Origin of the sequence: Clostridium sp. AN503, from assembly GCF_040719375.1 — a bacterium.
Classification (GTDB): Bacteria; Bacillota; Clostridia; order Lachnospirales; family Lachnospiraceae; genus Brotaphodocola.
Genome location: NZ_JBFDTP010000002.1, coordinates 660,766 through 680,882 on the forward strand (window position 1 = coordinate 660,766; position 20,117 = coordinate 680,882).

Here is a 20,117-nt window from a genome sequence, read left to right on the forward strand (position 1 = left end):
CTTTGTATTTAAAAAAGAACGTAATGATACCCAAAGGGGAAAAGTCGATAGAGTGACAGGAGGAAACGGCTATGGCAAAGAAGGTTAAAACGATTGGTGTCCTGACGAGCGGCGGAGATGCACCAGGCATGAATGCTGCGATCCGTGCGGTGGTCCGCACTGCAATCAACAAGGGCATGAATGTCAAAGGCATTATGCGTGGATATGCAGGGCTTCTGCAGGAGGAGATTGTGGATATGACCAGCACCAGCGTATCCAATATCATTTACCGTGGCGGAACGATCCTGTATACGGCAAGATGTACAGAGTTCACAACCCCTGAGGGCCAGCAGGCTGGTGCGGAGATCTGCCGGAAGCACGGCATTGACGGCATCGTGGTGATCGGCGGCGACGGATCCTTCCGTGGAGCCGGGAAGCTGGCGGCGCTGGGGATCAACACCATCGGCGTGCCGGGTACCATCGATCTGGATATTGCCTGTACGGAATATACCATTGGCTTTGATACGGCAGTCAACACGGCGATGGAAGCCATTGACCGTGTCCGTGATACTTCCACATCCCATGAGCGGTGCAGTATCATCGAGGTAATGGGCCGCAATGCAGGCTATATTGCATTGTGGTGCGGAATTGCCAACGGCGCGGAGGATATTCTGCTGCCGGAGCGCTATGACGGCGATGAGCAGGCATTGATCAACCGGATCATCCAGAACCGGAAGGGCGGAAAGAAGCACAATATCATCATCAATGCAGAGGGGATCGGACATTCCACCTCCATGGCACGCCGGATCGAGGCGGCTACAGGGATTGAGACCAGGGCGACGATCCTGGGACACATGCAGCGCGGCGGTACGCCGACCTGTAAGGACCGTGTCTATGCATCCATCATGGGCGCCAAGGCAGCGGAGCTTCTGTGTGACGGCAAGAGCAACCGCCTGGTAGCATACAAGCACGGCGAATACGTGGATTTCGATATCCAGGAAGCCCTGCAGATGAAGAAGGATATCCCGGAAGACCAGTACGAGATCGCCAAAATGCTGGTGTGCTAAGAGAAGCTCCCAAAGACGTCGGCACAGCATGACAGAGATTATATACAACGCCCGGTGGCACAACCCGCCGGGCATTCTTAAGTCTGTGGAAGAATCTTTAAGCAGCGGGCAAAGGCAGAGCTGCGAATTTATAAAGAGGGAAAAAGAATGACAGGAAATGAAGGAAACATGGTGCTTTGCGGTTCTAATGGCTATGAACGGAAGTACTATTTTAATGAAGAGTTTGACAATCTGCCGGAGGATGTGAAGCGGCAGCTAAAGGTCATGTGCGTCTGGTTCACAGAGGAGTGCGGAGGCATCCTGACACTGGAATTTACGGAGGACGGCACACTGGAGTTTAAACATGCCACTTCAGAATATGACGGATACTATGACGAGATCGGGGCGGATCTAAAGATCAAGCAGTTCCGCCAGGAAGGGCAGGAGTTTTTGGAGGCGCTGGAGCTGTACTACAGGACGTTTTATCTCGGAGAGACAGTTGGAGACGGGGCAGAATGAGATTACGTATAGGAAATGTGGAATTGGAGAACAATCTGATACTGGCGCCCATGGCAGGAGTAACTGACCTGCCATTTCGCATGCTGTGCAAGGAACAGGAATGCGGCCTTTTATATACAGAGATGGTGAGTGCAAAAGCGATCCTCTACAAAAACCGCAATACGAAGGAACTTCTCACGGTGCGGCAGGAGGAGCGCCCGATCGCGGTGCAGCTTTTGGCTCAGACCCGGAGATCGTCAGCAGCATGGCCCACCAGATCGAGGATGGCCCTTACGATATCATCGACCTGAATATGGGCTGCCCCGTGCCGAAGGTGGTGAACAACGGAGAAGGTTCCGCACTGATGAAGGATCCGAAGCTGGTGGAGGAGCTTTTGACGGCTTTGGTCAACCGTGTGAAGAAACCGGTGACGGTCAAATTCCGCAAAGGCTTTGATGATGCGAGCGTCAACGCGGTGGAGATAGCCAGGATCGCCGAGAGCTGCGGGGTGTCGGCAGTGGCTGTCCATGGAAGGACCAGGGAGCAGTACTATTCCGGCAGCGCCGACTGGGATATCATCCGTCAGGTCAAGGCTGCGGTCAAGATCCCGGTGATCGGAAACGGGGACATCTTCACACCGCAGGATGCAAAACGGATGATGGAAGAGACCGGCTGCGACGGCCTGATGGTGGCCAGAGGGGCCAGAGGGAATCCTTGGCTGTTTAGGCGGATCAACCGCTATCTGGATACCGGCGAGCTGCTTCCCGTACCTTCCGCACCCGAGATTGGCCGTATGATCATGCGCCATGCGCGGATGCAGGCAGAGTTAAAAGGGGAGGATCTGGGCATGAAGGAAATGCGCAAGCATATCGCCTGGTATACCGCCGGACTACCCCATTCAGCCGGCATCCGCAGGGCCTGCAACACCCTGGAAACCCTGGAGGAACTGGAAAAACTTCTCCAGGACAGCCAGATGTGGGAAGATTCATGCAGGAACGCGGAAAACTGACGTTTTCCGCTTCTTGACAACTACAATTCTTTAGGATATAATACTGTGAATGCAACGAGCCAAGGGCATGCTTGCATGTTCTTGGCGACTGCCCATAGCCCGGGGCGCAGGGCGCGCCGGGACTGTGAATGCAACGAGCCAAGGGCTTTGAATGCAACGGACCGGTATGTATGGGGGAAGGTCCGATTTTAGCAGAGGACCAGTAAAAAAGGAAGGAAATGAGCATCATGGCAGAGAAGAAACACATTTTAACCTACGCAGGACTGAAACAGTATGAGGATGAGCTGCAGGAGCTGAAGGTAAACCGCAGACGTGAGGTTGCTGAGAAGATCAAGGAAGCCAGGGAGCAGGGCGACTTATCCGAGAATGCGGAGTACGATGCAGCAAAGGATGAGCAGCGTGATATCGAGCTGCGTATCGAGGAGCTGGAAAAGCTTTTGAAGAATGCTGAAGTCATCGACGAGGATGAGATCGATCTGGATAAGATCAGCATCGGCTGCAAGGTAAAAGTTTATGATGTGGATTTTGACGAGGAGATGGAGTTCCGTATCGTAGGTTCCACTGAGGCGAACAGCCTGCAGAATAAGATTTCCAATGAGTCCCCGGTAGGCCATGCACTGCTTGGAAAAGGCGTGGGAGATATGGTCGATGTGGAGACCCAGGCCGGGATCATCCAGTATAAGGTCCTGGAGATCCAGAGAGTATCATAATTAAGGTTTTGCCCTGGACGGACAGATAAAAGAGGATAGAAGGAGTAATAGGAAAATGGCAGAGCAGCAGAATGCAAAGCAGCAGAATGCGAAGCAGAATCAGGAACCGGACTTGAACCAGCTTTTAAAGGTGCGCCGTGAGAAACTGGCGGAGCTGCAGTCAGCAGGCAAAGATCCGTTTCTCATTACCAAATACGACGTGACCGTGCACAGCATGGACGTGAAAGACAATTACAGCGAGTGGGAAGGAAAAGAGGTATCCATCGCAGGGCGTATGATGTCCAAACGCGTGATGGGTAAGGCGTCCTTCTGCAATGTCCAGGATTTAAACGGCAATATCCAGTGCTATGTGGCAAGGGATGACTTGGGCGAGGAAGCTTACAGGGAGTTCAAGCGCATGGATATCGGTGACATCGTGGGTGTTACCGGTATTGTGTTTACCACCAAGATGGGAGAAATCTCCATCCATGCCCATACTGTGACCCTGCTCTCCAAGAGCCTGCAGATCCTGCCGGAGAAGTACCATGGCCTGACCAATACCGATATGCGTTACCGTCAGAGATACACAGACCTGATCATGAATGAGGATGTGAAGAAGACATTTGTGATGCGTTCAAAGATCATCAGCTGCATCCGTCGTTATCTGGATGACCTGGGCTTTTTAGAGGTGGAGACGCCGATGCTGGTATCCAATGCAGGAGGCGCTGCCGCAAGACCCTTTGAGACCCATTACAATGCGCTTGATGAGGACGTGAAGCTGCGCATTTCCCTGGAGCTTTACTTAAAGCGCCTGATCGTAGGCGGAATGGAGCGTGTATACGAGATCGGCCGTGTGTTCCGTAACGAGGGACTGGATACCCGCCACAACCCGGAATTCACGCTGATGGAGCTGTATCAGGCCTATACGGATTACAACGGCATGATGGATCTGACTGAGAATATGTTCCGCCATATTGCGACGGAAGTCTGCGGTACTACCACGGTTCCTTATGCAGAGGTGGAGATTGACTTGGGCAAGCCGTTTGAGCGGCTGACCATGATCGATGCGATCCGGAAATATACCGGTATTGATTTTGATAAGATTGAGACTACTGAAGAAGCGAAGAAGCTTGCCGATGAAAAAGAGGTCCATTACGAGCAGCGCCACGTGCGCGGCGATATCATCAACCTGTTCTTTGAGGAGTTCGTGGAGGAGCATCTGATCCAGCCGACCTTTATTATGGACCATCCGGTGGAGGTATCCCCGCTGACCAAGAGAAAGCCGGATAAGCCGGAGCAGGTGGAGCGTTTCGAGCTGTTCATTTATGGACGCGAGATGTGCAACGCGTACTCAGAGCTGAATGACCCGATCGACCAGAGAGAGCGTTTCCGCGCCCAGGAAGCTGCGCTGGCAGCCGGGGATGAGGAAGCCAATACCACAGACGAGGATTTCTTAAATGCTCTGGAGATTGGTATGCCGCCGACAGGCGGAATCGGGTACGGGATTGACCGTCTGGTGATGCTGTTCACCAATTCACCGGCGATCAGAGACGTACTTTTGTTCCCGACGATGAAGAGCCTTGGCGGTTCCGGCGATTCCAAAAAGGCAGCTGCGGCTGCATCCAGAACTTCTGAGGCGGATGGAACTGCAGCAGAGAAGCCTGTGGAAACCATTGATTTTTCCAAGGTAAAGATTGAACCGCTGTTTGAAGAAATGGTAGATTTTGATACCTTTGCGAAGTCCGATTACCGCGCGGTGAAGGTCAAGGACTGTGTTGCTGTGCCGAAGAGCAAGAAGCTGCTCCAGTTCACTCTGGATGACGGTTCAGGTACAGACCGGACGATCTTAAGCGGGATCCATGAGTATTATGAGCCGGAAGAGCTGATCGGAAAGACGGCGATCGCAATCGTGAACCTGCCGCCCAGAAAGATGATGGGCATTGATTCCTGTGGGATGCTGATCTCTGCAGTCCATGAGGAGGATGGTAGAGAAGGCCTGAACCTTCTGATGGTAGACGACCGGATTCCGGCGGGGGCGAAGCTGTATTAAGATGTTATAAGCGGAAATAAGAGTAACAAAATGGAGATTCTGTGACGATGGTCATGGAGTCTCTTTTGTTTTTGTGATAGAATAAGAAGACAAAAGGTGGTGAATTGTTATGTCAGATATTTTTAGAATCACGGACCGGTTTAAGATAACTGGGAGAGGAATTATATATACAATAGAAAATGATAAGGACACCATAATCCGCCTGGGTGATATTTTGTATGATCTTCATGGCAGCCAGTTTAAGGTAAAAGGGATAGAGATGATTAGAAAACGATCAGATGCTATCCATATAACGGATGCAACCATAGGACTTTGCTTTGAATCGATATGTGGTGCGGAGGTGGGGGGAAGGATTCTGGTCAGAGATCTGGCAGCCATAAATTTCCTGTTTTGCAATCACCCTTTATACCAGCATGAAGTTGATGTGGATTATAGAGCTGAGTATCAGGCTGCTGGTTTGGAGCATGCCTGTGCATTGTTCAGCTATGAGGATTTACAGCAGGGTAAACTTTCTTTGTACGAAGAGAAGATTTCTGGCCTTACCATTTACCGCGGCTGGATGATGCATCCGGATATGTACAGAAGCTTCTACTCGCTTTTAGAGGAGCAGGGGATTATCCTGATCAATACACCGGACGAATATGAGAAATATCATCTTTTGCCGGGATGGTATAACGATTTTAAAACGGAAACGCCTGAAACTGTCTGGGAGCTGCAGGGGAAACTGGAAGCTGCTCTGCAGATTGCAAAACAGCTGGAAGGCCCTTATGTCGTAAAGGATTATGTGAAAAGCAGAAAGCACGAATGGTATGATGCCTGTTTTATCGAAAGCATAGATGATCGGGAAAATGCAGCCAGGGTGATCGGCAATTTTATTGATCGGCAGGGTATTGACCTGGTTGGAGGCATTGTCTTAAGGAAATTTGAAAAATTGAAGAAAATTGGGTATCATGAACGCAGTGGCATGCCCTTGTCAGAAGAATACAGGGTATTCATTTATGCAGGGAAAATTCTTGCAGTTGATGATTACTGGCTGGAAGACTCGGATGTAAATCTTTCAACTGAAGAATATCAGTGGATGGAGTCAATCGCCCAAAGAGTCAAGAGCAATTTTGTTACGGTTGACCTTGCAAGAAAAGAAGATGGTTCCTTGATCATTATGGAATTGGGCGATGGGCAGGTATCAGGATTACAGCAAATAGATGCAGAGGTATTTTATAAAACATTTAAATGAATTTCATTCATTGACAATTCTGGCTCAAAATGTTATGATACAGATCATAAGGAGGATCTGATTATGCGTGTAATAAAGAATCCGGAGGAACGCAGGCGGGAGATCCTTGAGGCAGCTATCCGTGTTTTTGCCAGAAAGGGGTATGAGAAGACAGCTATTTCTGATATAGCGGCGGAGAGCCGTATTTCTCAGGGACTTTGTTACCGGTATTATGCGTCCAAAGAAGAGATTTATGATGCAGCCATTGAGGAATATGCGGATTTTATAGTCCGGGAGAGTTTGAAACAGTATCATGTTCAGGGCAAGACCTTAAAGGAACTGATCTGTATAATGAGTGGTCAGGGGATGCCCGGCGAAGCGGCGGAAAAGGGGCAGTCCGATCTGTACCAGTTGTTCCATAAGCCGGAGAATAAAAAACTTCATGATCAGCTCTTTCTTTTGGTGGGGCAGAAGCTGGTTCCCGTGGTCACCAGTTTATTGGAGACGGCAAAAGAACGGGGCGAGATACAGTTATCCGATCTGAAAACAGCAGCGTACTTTATTGTATTTGGTCAGATTGGTATCCTTATGGACAGGAGTATGAGCAGCGGGGAACAGAAGCAGCGGATCCAGGATTTTTTGACAGAACTGTTGGGATTGTAAAAATTGTGAAATATGGACTGCGAACCATATTTCATATTTTTCCGGATAGAAGTTAGAAGGAGAATCAGCATGGACAGTAAAATAAAACGCACTGACCGAAAACGGCCACGGCTCTTTGACAGCAGATATGCCGTTTCCTACCGGGCGGAACTGGAAGCCCTGTTGGGGAGGTGCAGGTCTGAGGAGGCAGTGCGTACGGCAGAGCAGGTGTTTGATGCACTTCTTTCAAAATATCCGGATCTTTTGAAAGAGGAAAAAGCTCACGCCTACTCCAATATTTTTCCTGCAATTGCATTTTATCGGTCATTTCAGTGTCACAATATAGAACCAGCCATGGGGATACTGGAAAAAGGGGCCGCAGACATAGCGCGTAAGAAGGGGAGATTCTATGCGGCAGCAGTAAAATTCCCTGGAATGAAAAATATATTTTTAAAGATGTTTTTCGTTGGAGTAAATAAGTCATTTGGAGATTCGGCGAACTTTAGCCATGAAGTGATCACCAACAATAAAAATGCGTTTGAATTCAATATTACAAAATGTCCATATCAGAAGTATTGTGAGATGGAGGGCTGCCCGGAGTTGACCCATATTTTTTGCAAAAATGATGAGTATACTTACGGAAGCCTTCCGGGGATAAGCTTCATAAGGACGAAAACACTGGGAACGGGAGGGGATCTGTGCGATTTTAAATTCAGGCGTGAGTAATGAGCCGAAGGAAAAAACAGCCATTTCCGGCGTGCAGGAACCTGTGATAAGTGTTCTGTGCGCCGGGAGTGGCTGTTTCTGATCAAGTTACGACTCCTGCAGTACCTTCTCCATCAGGGAGATCTCTTCTTCCTGGGTGTCAATGATCTGGCGGGAAAGGGAAAGAACATCCTCTTCATCGGTGTTGTCAAGAATGGCTTTTGCCATATCTACAGCCATCTGATGATGCATGATCATCCCGGCAGCGAAGGCTGCGTCGATACTGTGGGTGGCGCCAGTACTATTGCTGTTGCCTGCATTGCTGCCGTCTGCACTGCCGTTGCCATTGTTGCTGCCGCCTGCACTGCCGTTGCCATTGTTGCTGCCGCCTGCACTGCCGTTGCCATTGTTGCTGCCGCCCGCATTACCGTTGCCTCCAGTACTGCCGTCATGCCCCATGCCATGCCCGTCATGGTGGCCTGCCATCATTCTCTCATACTCTGCCCGGTAGGCGTCTGCTTTTTCCTGGTCTTTTTTGCCGGAATCAGCGATGGATTTTCTCATGTCCTTCATCTGGGCGATCTCTGATTTCTGGGCTGTGATGATATCCTCGGCGAGCGGTTTAAGCTCTGCGTGGTCCCCTCCGTTGTTTAAATAGCTTTCCGCCATAGACACCGCTGCCTCGTGGTGGGGGATCATGCCGTCGATAAAGTCCAGAGCCGCGTTGCCGCTTTCCTCAGGCAGATTCATATCACGCATCATACGGTCCATGATGGCGGTCTCTTCCTCCATATACCGGGTATATCCGGGATCCGCACTGTCTGTGCCGGTTCCGGCGCCTGTACTTCCCGCTCCGTTGCCGGCTGATTCCTGGGCAGTTCCATGGTTCATTCCGGCGTGGGAATCTGATCCTGCGCTCATGCCGCTCTCTGCCTGGCTCCCAGACTGGGCAGATGTGGGATCCTGCGGATTGCCTGGTTTGTTCCGGCTTGCTCCCCAGAACATGAAGAGGACCAGCAGGACGATGACCACGCCAATCGCCCAATACAATGTTTTCTTATTATCCATAACAACCTCCATAATAATAATGACTGGTTACGGTATTAACATTGCGAAAAAGCTGAAAATTATACTTCAAAGGCCTGTTTACTGGCTTATCTTTGCCTGGAAAAAGGGATACTGTCATCGGAAGAACTTTTGTGTTTAAAGGAGTTTGCAAGCAATATGAAGAATGTTATGGAACCGCCTATACTGCAGGGATTGGATGCGTTGATCAAACGAAATCAAACATTTCAGAGAATGAGCGGCAGTAACATTTCTTTTCTGAAATAGACAGTGCCACGAATATCGGGAGTCACCTCTGAGACTTAGGGGTGACTCCCGATATTCGTATTATTCCGATTCTGACGTTTTTCCTTTTTCTTTTTTCCGGCTTTTGTTGATCTCAAAATCATTTTTGATGACCTTATTGTACACGCTGATCACTTTATAAAAAGCTTCAATTTCTTCGACGCTGCATTCCTTACGGAGTTCTCCCATGGTTTTAGCGATATCAACCGTGTCGTAAAGCTTGTGTGATTTGCTTAAGCGGGCGCCGATATCTGTAACATGGAGACGGATGTTTTTGGCGTTGTCGGCAGTTTTTGTTTTTTCTACCAGACCCTTATCTGTCAGGCGGGTTACAGTCTGAGAGAGGGCGCCTTTGGTTTTGCCCCAGTATTGGGCTAACTCTGTGACCGTGGTTCCCGGATGTTCCTCAATGTAGGTCAGGGTGTGTGCTTCGATCATGGTGATCGGGATTCCGACCCCGTAGTCGTGAACGGATACGATATAGTCGTTATAGTGGATAACAAACTGATAAATATTATTATGACGCTCATTCAGTGCATGGAATGTCTCGTCAATCATACCCAGATCAGATGGTTTAGTAGGTAAAGTCATAGTGATACCTCATTCATTTATTGTGTCAGGATGAATACTGATAACTATAAAATATCATATCTGCCGCAAAAGCACAAGGGTAAGATGCCGGTAAAAATGATGGTATGCAACGGAGGAGAGCACTGCATTTCAGGCCGTTTTTTTCTATATTGTTTAGCTAAAGTATAAAAAACATGTAAAAACACCACAAAAATAGTTTAATAATTAAACAAAAAATGGTTGACAAGTACAAAATATTGGTGTACTATAAAAACACAATAAAGTTTAACGGTTAAACAAAAACAAGAATCAAAGCAAGCGTTAAAGTAAGCGTCAAAGCAGGGATCACAACAGCAGTATAAATTAAGTAAAAGGAGAATGTAAGCAAATGGGTGGAACGTACAATTTTGACGAAAAGGTAGACCGGAGAGGGACAAGCTGTCTCAAGTATGATTTTGGGATGAAGCGTAAAGGGCGGGATGATCTGCTGCCGCTCTGGGTTGCAGATATGGATTTCAAGCTTCCGGACGAGATCCTGAAAGACCTGCATAAGCGGATCGATCACGGGATCTTTGGTTACACGGAGGCGGATGAAGAATACTTTGCGGCATTGGACCGCTGGTTCTTCAACCACCACGGCTACCATGTGGAGCCGGAGACCGTGACGGTCGGCTGCGGTGTAGTGTACGGACTTGCAACCGGGGTAAAGGCGTTTACAGAGGAAGGGGATGCGGTCCTGATCCAGCAGCCTGTATATTACCCATTCCGCGAGGTGATCGAGGATAACGGAAGACGGTTCATCAACAACCAGCTCCGTTATGAGGATGGAAGATACACCGTTGATTTTGAGGATTTTGAGAAAAAGATCGTGGAACATGACGTGAAGGTGTTTATCCTCTGCAACCCGCACAACCCGGTAGGCCGTGTGTGGACGAAGGAGGAGTTAGAGCAGATGGGAGATATCTGCCTGAGCCATGACGTGGTGATCATGGATGATGAGATCCATTGTGACTTTGTATTCCCGGGCTATCAGTTTACCAGTTTTATGAACCTGGATGAGAAATACCGGAAGAACCTGGTGCTCTATACCTCTCCCAGCAAGACCTTCAACGTTGCAGGAATGCAGCCCGCCAATATCATCATCCCGGATGAGACACTGCGCAGCGCATACCGCAGGGCGAATGCGGCAGCCGGCTACAGCCAGGGAAATGTGATGGGGATGGCGGCAGTGAAGGCCGTTTACACCAAAGGGGACGCCTGGGTAAAGGAACTGGTGGAGTATATTAACGGCAACAAAGAATATATGAAGGAATTTGTCAAAGAAAATTTCCCGAAAGCGTATTTTGTGGAACCGGAGGGAACCTATCTGATCTGGATCGATTTTTCCGGCTACGGCTTTACGGATGAAGAGCTGGAGCATGTGATGGTAGAGGAAGCGAAGCTGTGGCTTGACTGCGGCAAGGTGTTTGGTCCTGCGACGGCGCAGTTTGAGCGTTTCAATATCGCGTGTCCGCGGGCCACTGTGGTGCAGGCGATGGAGCAGCTTAAACAGGCGGTCGACAATCATCAGAAATGGGCTTGATCCATAATACGGAAGGAGATTACAGATGAAACAGATTTGGAATACATATAAGTCCTCGGTGATCCTTTTAGGATCCATGGTCCTGGGCGGAGTGATCGGATTTTTCTGGGGGCCGGGCGCTGAGATCCTTCAGCCGGTGGCCGATACGTTCCTGCATTTATTGTACTGCTGCGTGGTGCCGCTGATCTTCTGTTCGCTGACGGCGGCGATCGCGAAGATGACGGATCTGTCGAAGCTTAAAAAGATTCTGTTTATATTCTTGATCGGTACCATAGTGACAGGGATTATCGCCTGCCTGTTCATGGTAGTTCCCTGCCTGGTCATCGATCCGGCGCAGGGGGCCAATATCAACTTGAGCGAGGAAGTGGGCGACCTAAGCAGTTCCATCAACTTCCTGGCCATGTTTACGGTCGGCGATTTCCCGGAACTGTTTTCCAGGAATAACCTGATGGCCCTGATCGTGTTTACGGTCATCTTCTCCATTGCAACGATCTTTGCGGGGGAAAAGGGCAAGATCATTGTGACGGCTATGGAAGCCATGACGGAAGTGATCGTGAAGGTCATCGGCATCGTCATGAAGATCGCTCCCCTGGGATTGGGATGCTATTTTGCGATCCTGATCGGCAAGTACGGCAGCGAGGTGGTCGGGCCGCTTGGAAAAGCAATCGTCATGTACCTGTTTGCCATAGTGGCGTATTTTGTAGTGTCGCAGACCGTGGAAGCGTATATCGGCGCGGGAGCGGAGGGCGTCCGCAGATGGTGGAAGACCGCGGTAACCCCGACCCTGACTGCCCTTGGCACCTGTTCTTCCGCAGCGACCCTGCCGGCGAACTTGATCCAGGCAAAACAGATCGGGATCCCCAGCGAGATCTCAGATCTTGTGATCCCTCTGGGAGCCAATCTTCACAAGGATGGAGCCTGCGTGATCCAGATCATCAAGATCGCGTTCCTCTGTTCCGTATTCAACGTACCGTATGTTACGCCGAAAAATATCATCCTGTCGATCGTGATCGCGGTGATCGCATCCGTGGTCATGGGAGGAATCCCCGCAGGCGGTTATGTGGCTGAGATCTTTATTATCTCCGCATTTGGTTTCCCGACCGTGGCGATCCCGATCATGGTACTGATCGGAACCATCACCGATGCGCCGGCTACCGCGGTGAACGTTACAGGAGACACCGGACTGGCTATGGTGATCGCACGATTTGTCGAGGGGAAAGACTGGCTGAAGCGGAGCGATGAGCGCAGGGCGGCAGGCCTGGAGGCATAAAACAGTATTTCTTATGATGGAAAGGCAGATGGAGTGATTCGTCTGCCTTTTTGGGTAAAAATGGGTGAAATGAAAAAAGTTTTACCATTGAATGAAATAAAAACGAAATAAAATTGACAAATGACCAAAAATACATGAAAATAATAGAGATGAAAAAAGACTTCAAGAAAAATAAATGGAGGGACAATCATGGGGGAACATGGAGGTAAACGGGGAGCAGTCCGGCTTGGAGGTATGGCATTTTTGCCTTTGATCGTATTTCTTGTGTTATATGTAGGCTGTGGTCTGGCATTCACTGCATTGGGAGCGGAGGATGCCTTTTCAAAGTTTCCGAGGCACGTTGCGCTGCTGGCCGGCATAGCGACTGCGCTGGCGCTGGCGCCGTCCGTGAAGCTCAGTGAAAAGATGGATGTGTTCTGTCAGGGCATGGGCAACTCCGGCGTCATGATGATGATCATGATCTATCTGATGGCAGGCGGGTTTCAGGGAGCGGCGGCAGCCATGGGCGGCAAAGATTCGGTTGTGAATCTCAGCCTTCACTTTATCCCGGTCCAGTTCTTGGTCCCGGGCGTATTTCTGCTCTGTTGTTTTATTTCCACGTCCATTGGCACGTCCATGGGCACGATCGCGGCCCTGGCTCCCGTTGCTATCGGTGTGGCGCGGGGAGCGGGACTGGATCTGGCGCTGACAGGTGCGGCTGTGATCGGCGGGGCGTATTTCGGAGACAACTTATCTATGATCTCAGATACGACCATATCTGCGGCTCAGGGCTGCGGCTCAGAGATGAAGGATAAGTTTCGCATGAACTTTTTTATCGCTGCGCCTGCGGCCCTGGCAGCGATCCTTGTTTACGGATTTATGGGAGGACAGGGGAACGGAGCCATCGAGGCGGGAGCCTACAACCTGTTCCAGATCCTTCCATACATTGTGGTTCTGGGGGCTGCGCTGGCCGGGGTTCCGGTGGTTCTTGTGCTGTTTATCGGGATCACTATGACCGGCGTGATCGGCTTGGCCCAGGGAACTGTTGGGATCTTTGAATGGGTTCAGGCCATCGGCGGCGGCATGAGTGATATGTTCAGTATCAGCATCGTGGCAGCCCTGATCTCTGGTATCATCGGACTGGTACGCTATTATGGAGGCGTGGACTGGCTGGTAGGCGTGCTCACCTCCCGGATCAAGGACAGGAAAGGGGCGGAGTATGGGATTGGGCTGATGTCCGGTGTGCTATCGGCGGCGTTGGTCAACAATACCATCGGCATCATCGTGACCTGCCCGATGGCGAAGGAGATCGGTGCCAAGTATAAGATCGCGCCGAAGAGGCTGGCAAGCCTTGTGGATATTTTCGCCTGTGCGTTCCTGGCGCTGACGCCCCATGACGGCGGAATGCTGATGATCACAGCTATGGCGGAGGTTTCCCCGATCGCGGTGCTCAAGAATTCATTTTATATGTTTTTCCTGATCATCGCAGCCTGTGTGACGATCCAGTTTGGACTTTTGAGGACGAAGGAAGAAAAGTAAGAAGAAAAGCAGATATAAAGGCGGTGCTTTATGGGAAAACGGGATGGACAGATTGATGCGGTCAGGGCGGCGGCGATCTCCCTGGTGGTTCTCTCGCATATTTTTGGGGCTATGGACCTGGGATTCAATCCGGTCTGGAACTGGTTTGCCCCGTTTATGGTCCCGCTGTTCTTTTTGGTGAGCGGATATCTGGCCTGGAAACGGGAACCCTGGAAGCGCTATGCGTTTTCTGCTTATGTAAAGAAACGCGCAGGCTCCCTTCTGATCCCCTATGTGGGGTTCAGTCTGGCAGCATCTGTGGTCCGGATGGGGGTCACGTACCTGACAGACGGACCGGTGCGGGAGAACCTGGGATATCTGGCGCGGGAATTTGTCACGTGCCTGGGGACCGGGACCCTTTGGTTTCTTCCGGTTATGTTTCTTTCAGATATGATGGCGTTTCTGCTTCTTAAAAGAAGCCTGCTGGTTCAGGCTACCGCCTTTTTACTGTCGGTCCTGCTGGTCAGCACCAATTTCCTGGTGGACAATTTCTACAGGGATCTGTGGATCTGCGACCTTCTTATCGTGTTCAGCAGAAGTGCGGCGGCAGCGGGCATCGTCCTGCTGGGGTATCACGTGCTGCCTGAGCTTAACCGGAAAAAGAGCCGCCCCGCCAGTGCGGTGATGGCGGCAGGCTCCTTTGCTGTGACCGTGATGATCTCCCGGTTTATCAGTGTTGATTTCCGCACCCTGCAGTTCGGCAGGTATCCACTGCTGTTTTATGTGGACGCGGTGGCGGCGGGAGTGTTTTTGCTGGAGGGATACCGCCTGCTTGCAGGCTCTCACCGATGTCCGGTACTGTCTTACATAGGCCAGAATACCCTTGTGATCATGGGGACCCATACAGAATGGTTCTTGTTGAATATCGTGCAGCTCGGCCTGGCAGGAGTGCTGGGGCCCTGCCAGGTGATCGGCACCCGTTATTATGGGGAGTGCGGGATCATCTTCGTGCTGCTCATGCTGATGGAATACGGGATTGCGGAAGGGATCAACCGGTATGTCCCGTGGCTGGCGGGAAAACCGGGGAAGATGGGGGAGCCGGGAAAAACAGGTGACGACCGTCCGGGGGCGGGGGATATCCCCGGAGCCATCAGGTCTTAATCCCATGGAATTTGAGGAAATTCTGTGCGGCATGGGATAAGGGATATTCCTTGTTGACAATAAATGCGCTTGTGATAAACAGGTTGTCATCTGAAAAATGTTTTAGGTTCAAGTCGCGGATGTGCTGAAAGTCGGCTGCTGTCAGGGATGCCAGCGCAACGGTGCCGAAGGATCTTGCCCACTCGATGGCGGTGGCGTTGGAGGAGGTAATGATCGAAATATTTGGCGTCAGCAGGTGGTGTCCGAAGGAGGCGCGGATCAGGTCAAGGCAGTCGAAGGGGACCGACAGAGGGTAATCCGCCAGTTCAGAGATGTCCAGAAGACTGCTTTTTTGTGCGAGGGGATGGTGAGGGTCACAGACCGCCACAATCTCCTCTTTTTCATATGGATAGACCGCCAGAGCGGCGTGTCCAGGCAGATTGGACCGCACCAGCCCGATCTCCGTCACATGGTTTAAGACGTTGGGGATCGCAAAATCGCTTGGGATCTCATAGAAGTCAAAACTGACATTGGGGTATTCTGCCCGGAAGCCGTCGAACAGATGGTGCAGGAAATAGGCAGAGTTACCCGCTGGGATGGACAGTTTCAATAGCTCGGAAAAGGCGGTCTTCTTATTGTGGATTTCGTCGTGGAGCTTTTCTTCCGCCCGGCAGATCTCTTTGGCGCGCAGGTAGAACACACGCCCCGCATCGGTCAGTTCCAGCTTGTGCCGGCTGCGCACAAGCAGCCTGGCCCCATAATAGTTTTCTATATTCTTCAGTTGGTTGCTCAGTGAAGGCTGGGCGATCAGCAATTTGTTGGAAGCGGCCAGGATGCTTCCACATTCTACGATCGTCACAAAGTTCCGGTATGATTCCAGGGTCATGATAAAACTCCTTAGTATAATAAAAATATTATATAAACTATGTAATAGTGATAGTTTTATTATATATAAAAGTGTGATACAATTCAAATTGTTTTTTATGAATGATGCTTATAAAAGACGCATTATTTATAAGATTAATTTATAAATATTTATGAGTATGAACGAAGTAGGAGGAAAAGATTTACGATGAATGCTTTGCTGACAGATTTACTTGCTGTATTTGGCGTGGTGCTGAACGCGCTTCCGCAGGGACTTTTAGCGCTTTCCTTTGGATTCGCCGCAGTCCCGACCGCCATGGCTTTTTTTATCGGGGCTTTTGGAAATGCAGTCACCGGGAATGTGGCACCGATCTCGTTCCAGGCTGAGACCATAACCTATGCGGGGACCAGCGGAAGGAACCGTTCCGAGCGGTGTACCATGATCTTTATCGGCGCGGCGATCCTGGCAGTGGTCGGCGCCTGCGGAATGCTCACCAGGATTGTGGAGTTTATCGGTACGGATATTGCAAACGGCATGATGGCGGGCGTCGGGCTGATCCTGACAAAGGCCGCGGTCAACATGGTGAAAGAGGACCATATTGCCGGGGGCGTCTCCATGGCGGCGGCGCTTATCACCTATCTTGTGACCAGCCAGAGTCCCAATACCCTGGTGTATACGATCGTAGTTTCCGTGATCGCATCCAGCGCAGTATCAGCAATATTTAATAAAGAGAAGAAAAATATCGTTGTGGCAGATGACAAATTCACCCGTCAGAAATTCACCATAAACGGGACTGTGATCTTTGGGGCGTTGGGAATGGTCTGCTTAAATATCGGCTCCAACATATCCTTTGGGGCGATCACGGCAAGCATGGCAGGCACGGATGCCTTTAATGTGGACCATCTGACTCTGATCTCTTCTCTGGCGGATATGGGTTCCTCCTTCTTTGGGGGAGCACCGGTAGAGTCGATCATCTCTGCAACAGCCAATGCGCCTCATCCGGTATGGGCGGGGATTGCCATGATGGTGGTGGTAGGCGTGATTCTTTTGAGCGGCCTCCTGCCAAAGATCGGAAACTACGTTCCGGCTTCCTCCATCGCAGGATTTCTGTTTGTGCTGGGACTCTTTAAGACCTTTGTGCTTGACGCTCCTGCGGCGCTGGCGGTGAATCCGGCGGTAGGGGGGACAGCGCTTGTGGTCACTGCCATATCCAATCCGTTTTTGGGGATGGTTGCGGGAATATTAGCTAGAATTTTGGGATTGTAAAGGAAGAAAAACTTATGAAGACATATGAACTTAATCTTTGTGGAGTAAAGAGAGAGCTACCGTTTGTGGATCTGGAAGACAATATGGCATTCGCCAGCTTTGTGATCATGGGGGATACGGAGTTAGTTATGGCCTGCGCGCCCAGGCTGGCGGAGAAGATCGGGGACGTGGACGTTATCATCACAGCGGAGGCCAAGGGGATCGCCCTGGCCTACGAGATCAGCAGGATTCTTGGAAAAAAAGAATTCATTGTGGCCCGCAAGAGCATCAAATCTTATATGCATGGGGTGGTTTCGGTTTCGGTCCATTCCATCACCACCTCCGGGGAACAGCACCTTTTCCTGGACGGGTATGATGCAGAGAAGATCCGGGGGAAATCCGTCTGCATTGTGGACGACGTGATCTCCACCGGAGAATCCCTCTACGCTCTGGAGGCCCTGGTTGGAAGCGCTGAGGGCAAGGTCTTAAAAAAGGCGGCAGTGCTGGCGGAGGGCAATGCGGCAGACCGTGACGACATTATCTTTCTGCAGAAGCTTCCGTTGTTTCAGAGATCCGAAAACGGAGAGTACGAATTTCTATAACTGAACGATAAAACGGCTTCCGCCCCCTGGATTGTCAAGGACCGTGATCGTGCCGCCGTGAAGCTCCACCAGTTCTTTGGCAATGCTTAAGCCCAGGCCGAAATGTTTTTTATCATTTCTGGAGGCGTCGCCCCGGTAGAACCGGTCAAAGATATGCTGCTTCAATTCGTCGGGGATACCCCTGCCGCGATCCTGGACTTCGAAGACAGTCCTCTCGCAGTCGGTGCTTAAGCGTCGGGTGCCGTGTTTTAGGTAAGCCTTTATGGTGATCTCCCCGCCCTCCGGCGAGTAGGAGACGGCGTTGTCCAACAGGATGGAAAGCACCTGTTCCAAACGCTGTCTGTCCGCTGTGATCCGGGGGAGCGGCTCCTCCGGGAGCGTCAGGGACAGCTTTAAATGTTTTTCCCGGCATAGGGGAAGAAAGGACTCATAGGCTTCGATCAGCAGAGTGTCGGTCTCGACACTCTGTTTTTTTAAGGTCCAGTTCCCGGCGTCGGAGGAGGCAAGGAGCAGCATATCGCTGACCAGGCGGGCCATGCGGCTGCATTCCTTGTCGATGTTTGTAAGGAGGGCCGGTGCATCCTGCGTTTCATCCGCTGCGTGAGGGATGTCCGCTGCAGGGCTGTCCTTTAGCACTGATACGGCGGACCGGATGACTGCCAGGGGAGAACGCAGTTCATGGGATGCGGCGGCAATGAATTCAACCTGCTTTTTTACACCGTCCCTGGCGGGTTTTAATGCGCGGCCAGTGAGATGCCAGCTCACAAAGAAGATGCAGATGATCCCTGTCACGTTCAGCAGCAGAAAAATGGGAAGGCTTTTCAAAATCAGTGTGGAGCGGGGCGTGATATAGGTTAAAAGCAGCAGGCTTTTGGAGGAAGCCATCACGCACATCCGTCCGTAGTAGGAATCGCCGCTGTCTCCTTTTATCTGGAAGACGGAGGACTGCTCTATGGAGGAGGATACGGGAGGATGGGAGGCCTCTATATTTTCCTCCGCTGCTTTTTGAAGTCCCAGTTCGATGAGGCGGCCTCTGGCTGTCGGGGGCGTCCAGGAGCCAGAGTACATGAGCGGAGAACCGTTTTCCTCCACATGGATGACGGCGCGGTTGGCAGCTTCCGTCTGAGCCAGGAATGCATCGCTTATGATGGGATCCGTCTGAAGATGGGAGCTGACTGACAGCCACAGATTCTGAAAGGCGGCAGTTTCGCCGTGTTCCCTGGAGGTGATATTCCACATAAAAATACAGGTCAGAAGGATTATCAGGATCAGCCCGGTCAGAACCGTATAATGTATGGCAAGTTTTTTCTGAACATCTTTAAACATCCTTTCATTCCTCCTGCCTGTTACAGGCTTCCAGCCGGTATCCGACGCCATGTACCGTGGACAGCTTCACAGGTGCATCCAGTGCTTTGAGCCTGCGCCTGAGAAAGTAGATATAGTTGTCCAGGTTTCCGTCCTCCACTTCACTTGAGGAGCCCCAGATATAAGATAAGAGTGCTTCCCTGGTTAACGTGCGACCGGGATTTTTCATAAAATACCCGAGCAGGGCCGTTTCCTTTTTTGACAGTGTGAGCACGGTCCCCTCATAGCGCAGCTCATGCTGTCCGGGGGAAAGGGACATGCCCTCCACGGTCAGGCAGCCGTCCTCTTCCATACGTCCCTGCCGTCTGGTGACTGCGCGGATGCGGGCCAGCAGTTCTTCCACGGCAAACGGCTTTACAATATAGTCGTCAGCCCCTGCATCCAGGCCATGGATCCGGTCGTTAAGCCCGTCTAAGGCTGTGGAGAAGATCGCGGGGGTGTGGATGTTCCGGCGGCGCAGGGCCTGCAGAAGCGTCAGGCCGTCCATCTCCGGCAGCATCCGGTCTATGATCAGGCAGTCGTAGACCTGGGAACAGCCGTAGAGCAGCCCGTCTGTGCCGGTATGGCACAGATCTGTCTCATACCCCGCCTTTTTCAGAGAGATCATCAGCGTCTCACATAACGCCCTGTCGTCTTCTACCAGTAAGATTTTCATGCTTTTTCTCCATATTCTATCCTGTGTTTCACATTTACAGTGTATCATATAAATCTCTAAAATATCTAAAAAAATAGAGAAGTTATTTCCAGTTTTTTTAGAGATGCGTCTGGTAAGATGAATGTAAGCTGCCAAAAAGAGGAGG

18 protein-coding genes and 1 pseudogene are annotated in these 20,117 nt (G+C 50.8%); 14 read left to right on the forward strand and 5 right to left on the reverse strand.

The genetic code is table 11. The features are described from left to right. Positions 1–71: 71 nt before the first annotated feature. The 8 genes and pseudogenes from pfkA (at position 72) to AB1I67_RS10310 (ending at position 7,852) form a co-directional block, all read left to right on the forward strand. A complete protein-coding gene (gene pfkA / locus AB1I67_RS10275) occupies positions 72–1,046 on the forward strand; it encodes a 6-phosphofructokinase (RefSeq protein WP_367029775.1) in 975 nt (324 codons plus the stop codon). A 147-nt stretch (positions 1,047–1,193) separates the two neighbouring features. Beyond that, positions 1,194–1,544 (forward strand): DUF6145 family protein, encoded by a 351-nt coding sequence (locus AB1I67_RS10280; protein ID WP_367029776.1) that lies wholly within the window; start codon positions 1,194–1,196, stop codon positions 1,542–1,544. Further along, a pseudogene (gene dusB, locus AB1I67_RS10285) lies at positions 1,541–2,532 on the forward strand (tRNA dihydrouridine synthase DusB). The gene AB1I67_RS10280 and the pseudogene dusB overlap by 4 nt, the downstream one beginning before the upstream one ends. Before the next feature lie 227 nt (positions 2,533–2,759). Next, entirely contained in the window at positions 2,760–3,242 is a 483-nt protein-coding gene (greA, locus tag AB1I67_RS10290; protein WP_367029777.1) for a transcription elongation factor GreA, read from the forward strand. A gap of 55 nt (positions 3,243–3,297) precedes the next feature. Beyond that, entirely contained in the window at positions 3,298–5,271 is a 1,974-nt protein-coding gene (gene lysS, locus AB1I67_RS10295) for a lysine--tRNA ligase (protein WP_367029778.1), read from the forward strand. 109 nt (positions 5,272–5,380) lie between these two features. After that, on the forward strand, positions 5,381–6,505 hold the full coding sequence (locus tag AB1I67_RS10300) for an ATP-grasp domain-containing protein (RefSeq protein ID WP_367029779.1): 1,125 nt from the start codon (positions 5,381–5,383) through the stop codon (positions 6,503–6,505). Between the two features lie 63 nt (positions 6,506–6,568). Next, positions 6,569–7,147 (forward strand): TetR/AcrR family transcriptional regulator, encoded by a 579-nt coding sequence (locus AB1I67_RS10305; RefSeq protein WP_367029780.1) that lies wholly within the window; start codon positions 6,569–6,571, stop codon positions 7,145–7,147. A 69-nt stretch (positions 7,148–7,216) separates the two neighbouring features. Then, positions 7,217–7,852, forward strand: a complete 636-nt coding sequence (locus AB1I67_RS10310; RefSeq protein ID WP_367029781.1) for an L-2-amino-thiazoline-4-carboxylic acid hydrolase — start codon at positions 7,217–7,219, stop codon at positions 7,850–7,852. Positions 7,853–7,939: 87 nt separating this feature from the next. On the opposite strand, the gene AB1I67_RS10315 is transcribed toward AB1I67_RS10310, so the two are convergent. Next, entirely contained in the window at positions 7,940–8,899 is a 960-nt protein-coding gene (locus AB1I67_RS10315; protein ID WP_367029782.1) for a DUF305 domain-containing protein, read from the reverse strand. A 324-nt stretch (positions 8,900–9,223) separates the two neighbouring features. After that, complete coding sequence (locus AB1I67_RS10320; protein ID WP_367029783.1) at positions 9,224–9,772, reverse strand: helix-turn-helix domain-containing protein; 549 nt, start codon at positions 9,770–9,772, stop codon at positions 9,224–9,226. Between the two features lie 367 nt (positions 9,773–10,139). Here AB1I67_RS10320 and AB1I67_RS10325 point away from each other — a divergent pair, with 367 nt between their 5' ends. The 4 genes from AB1I67_RS10325 to AB1I67_RS10340 all read left to right on the forward strand — a co-directional run bounded on the left by AB1I67_RS10325 (position 10,140) and on the right by AB1I67_RS10340 (position 15,261). After that, on the forward strand, positions 10,140–11,333 hold the full coding sequence (locus tag AB1I67_RS10325; protein ID WP_367029784.1) for a MalY/PatB family protein: 1,194 nt from the start codon (positions 10,140–10,142) through the stop codon (positions 11,331–11,333). Positions 11,334–11,358: 25 nt separating this feature from the next. Beyond that, positions 11,359–12,603: a dicarboxylate/amino acid:cation symporter gene (locus AB1I67_RS10330; RefSeq protein WP_367029785.1), complete on the forward strand. Its 1,245-nt coding sequence runs from the start codon at positions 11,359–11,361 to the stop codon at positions 12,601–12,603. A 189-nt stretch (positions 12,604–12,792) separates the two neighbouring features. Beyond that, the gene (locus AB1I67_RS10335) at positions 12,793–14,121 is read left to right on the forward strand and encodes a Na+/H+ antiporter NhaC family protein (protein WP_367029786.1); all 1,329 of its coding nucleotides are present in this window, start codon (positions 12,793–12,795) and stop codon (positions 14,119–14,121) included. A 30-nt stretch (positions 14,122–14,151) separates the two neighbouring features. Beyond that, positions 14,152–15,261, forward strand: a complete 1,110-nt coding sequence (locus AB1I67_RS10340; protein ID WP_367029787.1) for an acyltransferase family protein — start codon at positions 14,152–14,154, stop codon at positions 15,259–15,261. On the opposite strand, the gene AB1I67_RS10345 is transcribed toward AB1I67_RS10340, so the two are convergent. Beyond that, on the reverse strand, positions 15,251–16,126 hold the full coding sequence (locus tag AB1I67_RS10345; RefSeq protein WP_367029788.1) for a LysR family transcriptional regulator: 876 nt from the start codon (positions 16,124–16,126) through the stop codon (positions 15,251–15,253). The two genes, AB1I67_RS10340 and AB1I67_RS10345, sit on opposite strands and share 11 nt — an antisense overlap. A gap of 186 nt (positions 16,127–16,312) precedes the next feature. Between AB1I67_RS10345 and AB1I67_RS10350 the strand changes: the two genes are divergently transcribed. Together AB1I67_RS10350 and AB1I67_RS10355 are read left to right on the forward strand one after the other, a co-directional pair. Then, a complete protein-coding gene (locus AB1I67_RS10350; protein ID WP_367029789.1) occupies positions 16,313–17,371 on the forward strand; it encodes an NCS2 family permease in 1,059 nt (352 codons plus the stop codon). 14 nt (positions 17,372–17,385) lie between these two features. Beyond that, on the forward strand, positions 17,386–17,952 hold the full coding sequence (locus AB1I67_RS10355; RefSeq protein ID WP_367029790.1) for a phosphoribosyltransferase family protein: 567 nt from the start codon (positions 17,386–17,388) through the stop codon (positions 17,950–17,952). On the opposite strand, the gene AB1I67_RS10360 is transcribed toward AB1I67_RS10355, so the two are convergent. Both AB1I67_RS10360 and AB1I67_RS10365 read right to left on the reverse strand, forming a co-directional pair. Further along, a complete protein-coding gene (locus tag AB1I67_RS10360) occupies positions 17,947–19,278 on the reverse strand; it encodes a HAMP domain-containing sensor histidine kinase (protein WP_367029791.1) in 1,332 nt (443 codons plus the stop codon). The genes AB1I67_RS10355 and AB1I67_RS10360 overlap by 6 nt on opposite strands. A 4-nt stretch (positions 19,279–19,282) precedes the next feature. After that, entirely contained in the window at positions 19,283–19,972 is a 690-nt protein-coding gene (locus AB1I67_RS10365) for a response regulator transcription factor (protein ID WP_367029792.1), read from the reverse strand. Positions 19,973–20,117: the final 145 nt, after the last annotated feature.

What these genes read in the sequence shown, in the direction of transcription:
- AB1I67_RS10320 (WP_367029783.1), bottom strand. Translation starts at nt 9,772, where the DNA reads ATGACTTTACCTACTAAACCATCTGATCTGGGTATGATTGACGAGACA.
- AB1I67_RS10360 (WP_367029791.1), bottom strand. Translation starts at nt 19,278, where the DNA reads ATGTTTAAAGATGTTCAGAAAAAACTTGCCATACATTATACGGTTCTG.
- AB1I67_RS10325 (WP_367029784.1), top strand. Translation starts at nt 10,140, where the DNA reads ATGGGTGGAACGTACAATTTTGACGAAAAGGTAGACCGGAGAGGGACA.
- AB1I67_RS10350 (WP_367029789.1), top strand. Translation starts at nt 16,313, where the DNA reads ATGAATGCTTTGCTGACAGATTTACTTGCTGTATTTGGCGTGGTGCTG.
- lysS (WP_367029778.1), top strand. Translation starts at nt 3,298, where the DNA reads ATGGCAGAGCAGCAGAATGCAAAGCAGCAGAATGCGAAGCAGAATCAG.
- AB1I67_RS10310 (WP_367029781.1), top strand. Translation starts at nt 7,217, where the DNA reads ATGGACAGTAAAATAAAACGCACTGACCGAAAACGGCCACGGCTCTTT.
- AB1I67_RS10280 (WP_367029776.1), top strand. Translation starts at nt 1,194, where the DNA reads ATGACAGGAAATGAAGGAAACATGGTGCTTTGCGGTTCTAATGGCTAT.
- AB1I67_RS10330 (WP_367029785.1), top strand. Translation starts at nt 11,359, where the DNA reads ATGAAACAGATTTGGAATACATATAAGTCCTCGGTGATCCTTTTAGGA.
- greA (WP_367029777.1), top strand. Translation starts at nt 2,760, where the DNA reads ATGGCAGAGAAGAAACACATTTTAACCTACGCAGGACTGAAACAGTAT.
- AB1I67_RS10315 (WP_367029782.1), bottom strand. Translation starts at nt 8,899, where the DNA reads ATGGATAATAAGAAAACATTGTATTGGGCGATTGGCGTGGTCATCGTC.
- AB1I67_RS10365 (WP_367029792.1), bottom strand. Translation starts at nt 19,972, where the DNA reads ATGAAAATCTTACTGGTAGAAGACGACAGGGCGTTATGTGAGACGCTG.
- pfkA (WP_367029775.1), top strand. Translation starts at nt 72, where the DNA reads ATGGCAAAGAAGGTTAAAACGATTGGTGTCCTGACGAGCGGCGGAGAT.
- AB1I67_RS10335 (WP_367029786.1), top strand. Translation starts at nt 12,793, where the DNA reads ATGGGGGAACATGGAGGTAAACGGGGAGCAGTCCGGCTTGGAGGTATG.
- AB1I67_RS10345 (WP_367029788.1), bottom strand. Translation starts at nt 16,126, where the DNA reads ATGACCCTGGAATCATACCGGAACTTTGTGACGATCGTAGAATGTGGA.
- AB1I67_RS10305 (WP_367029780.1), top strand. Translation starts at nt 6,569, where the DNA reads ATGCGTGTAATAAAGAATCCGGAGGAACGCAGGCGGGAGATCCTTGAG.
- AB1I67_RS10300 (WP_367029779.1), top strand. Translation starts at nt 5,381, where the DNA reads ATGTCAGATATTTTTAGAATCACGGACCGGTTTAAGATAACTGGGAGA.
- AB1I67_RS10340 (WP_367029787.1), top strand. Translation starts at nt 14,152, where the DNA reads ATGGGAAAACGGGATGGACAGATTGATGCGGTCAGGGCGGCGGCGATC.
- AB1I67_RS10355 (WP_367029790.1), top strand. Translation starts at nt 17,386, where the DNA reads ATGAAGACATATGAACTTAATCTTTGTGGAGTAAAGAGAGAGCTACCG.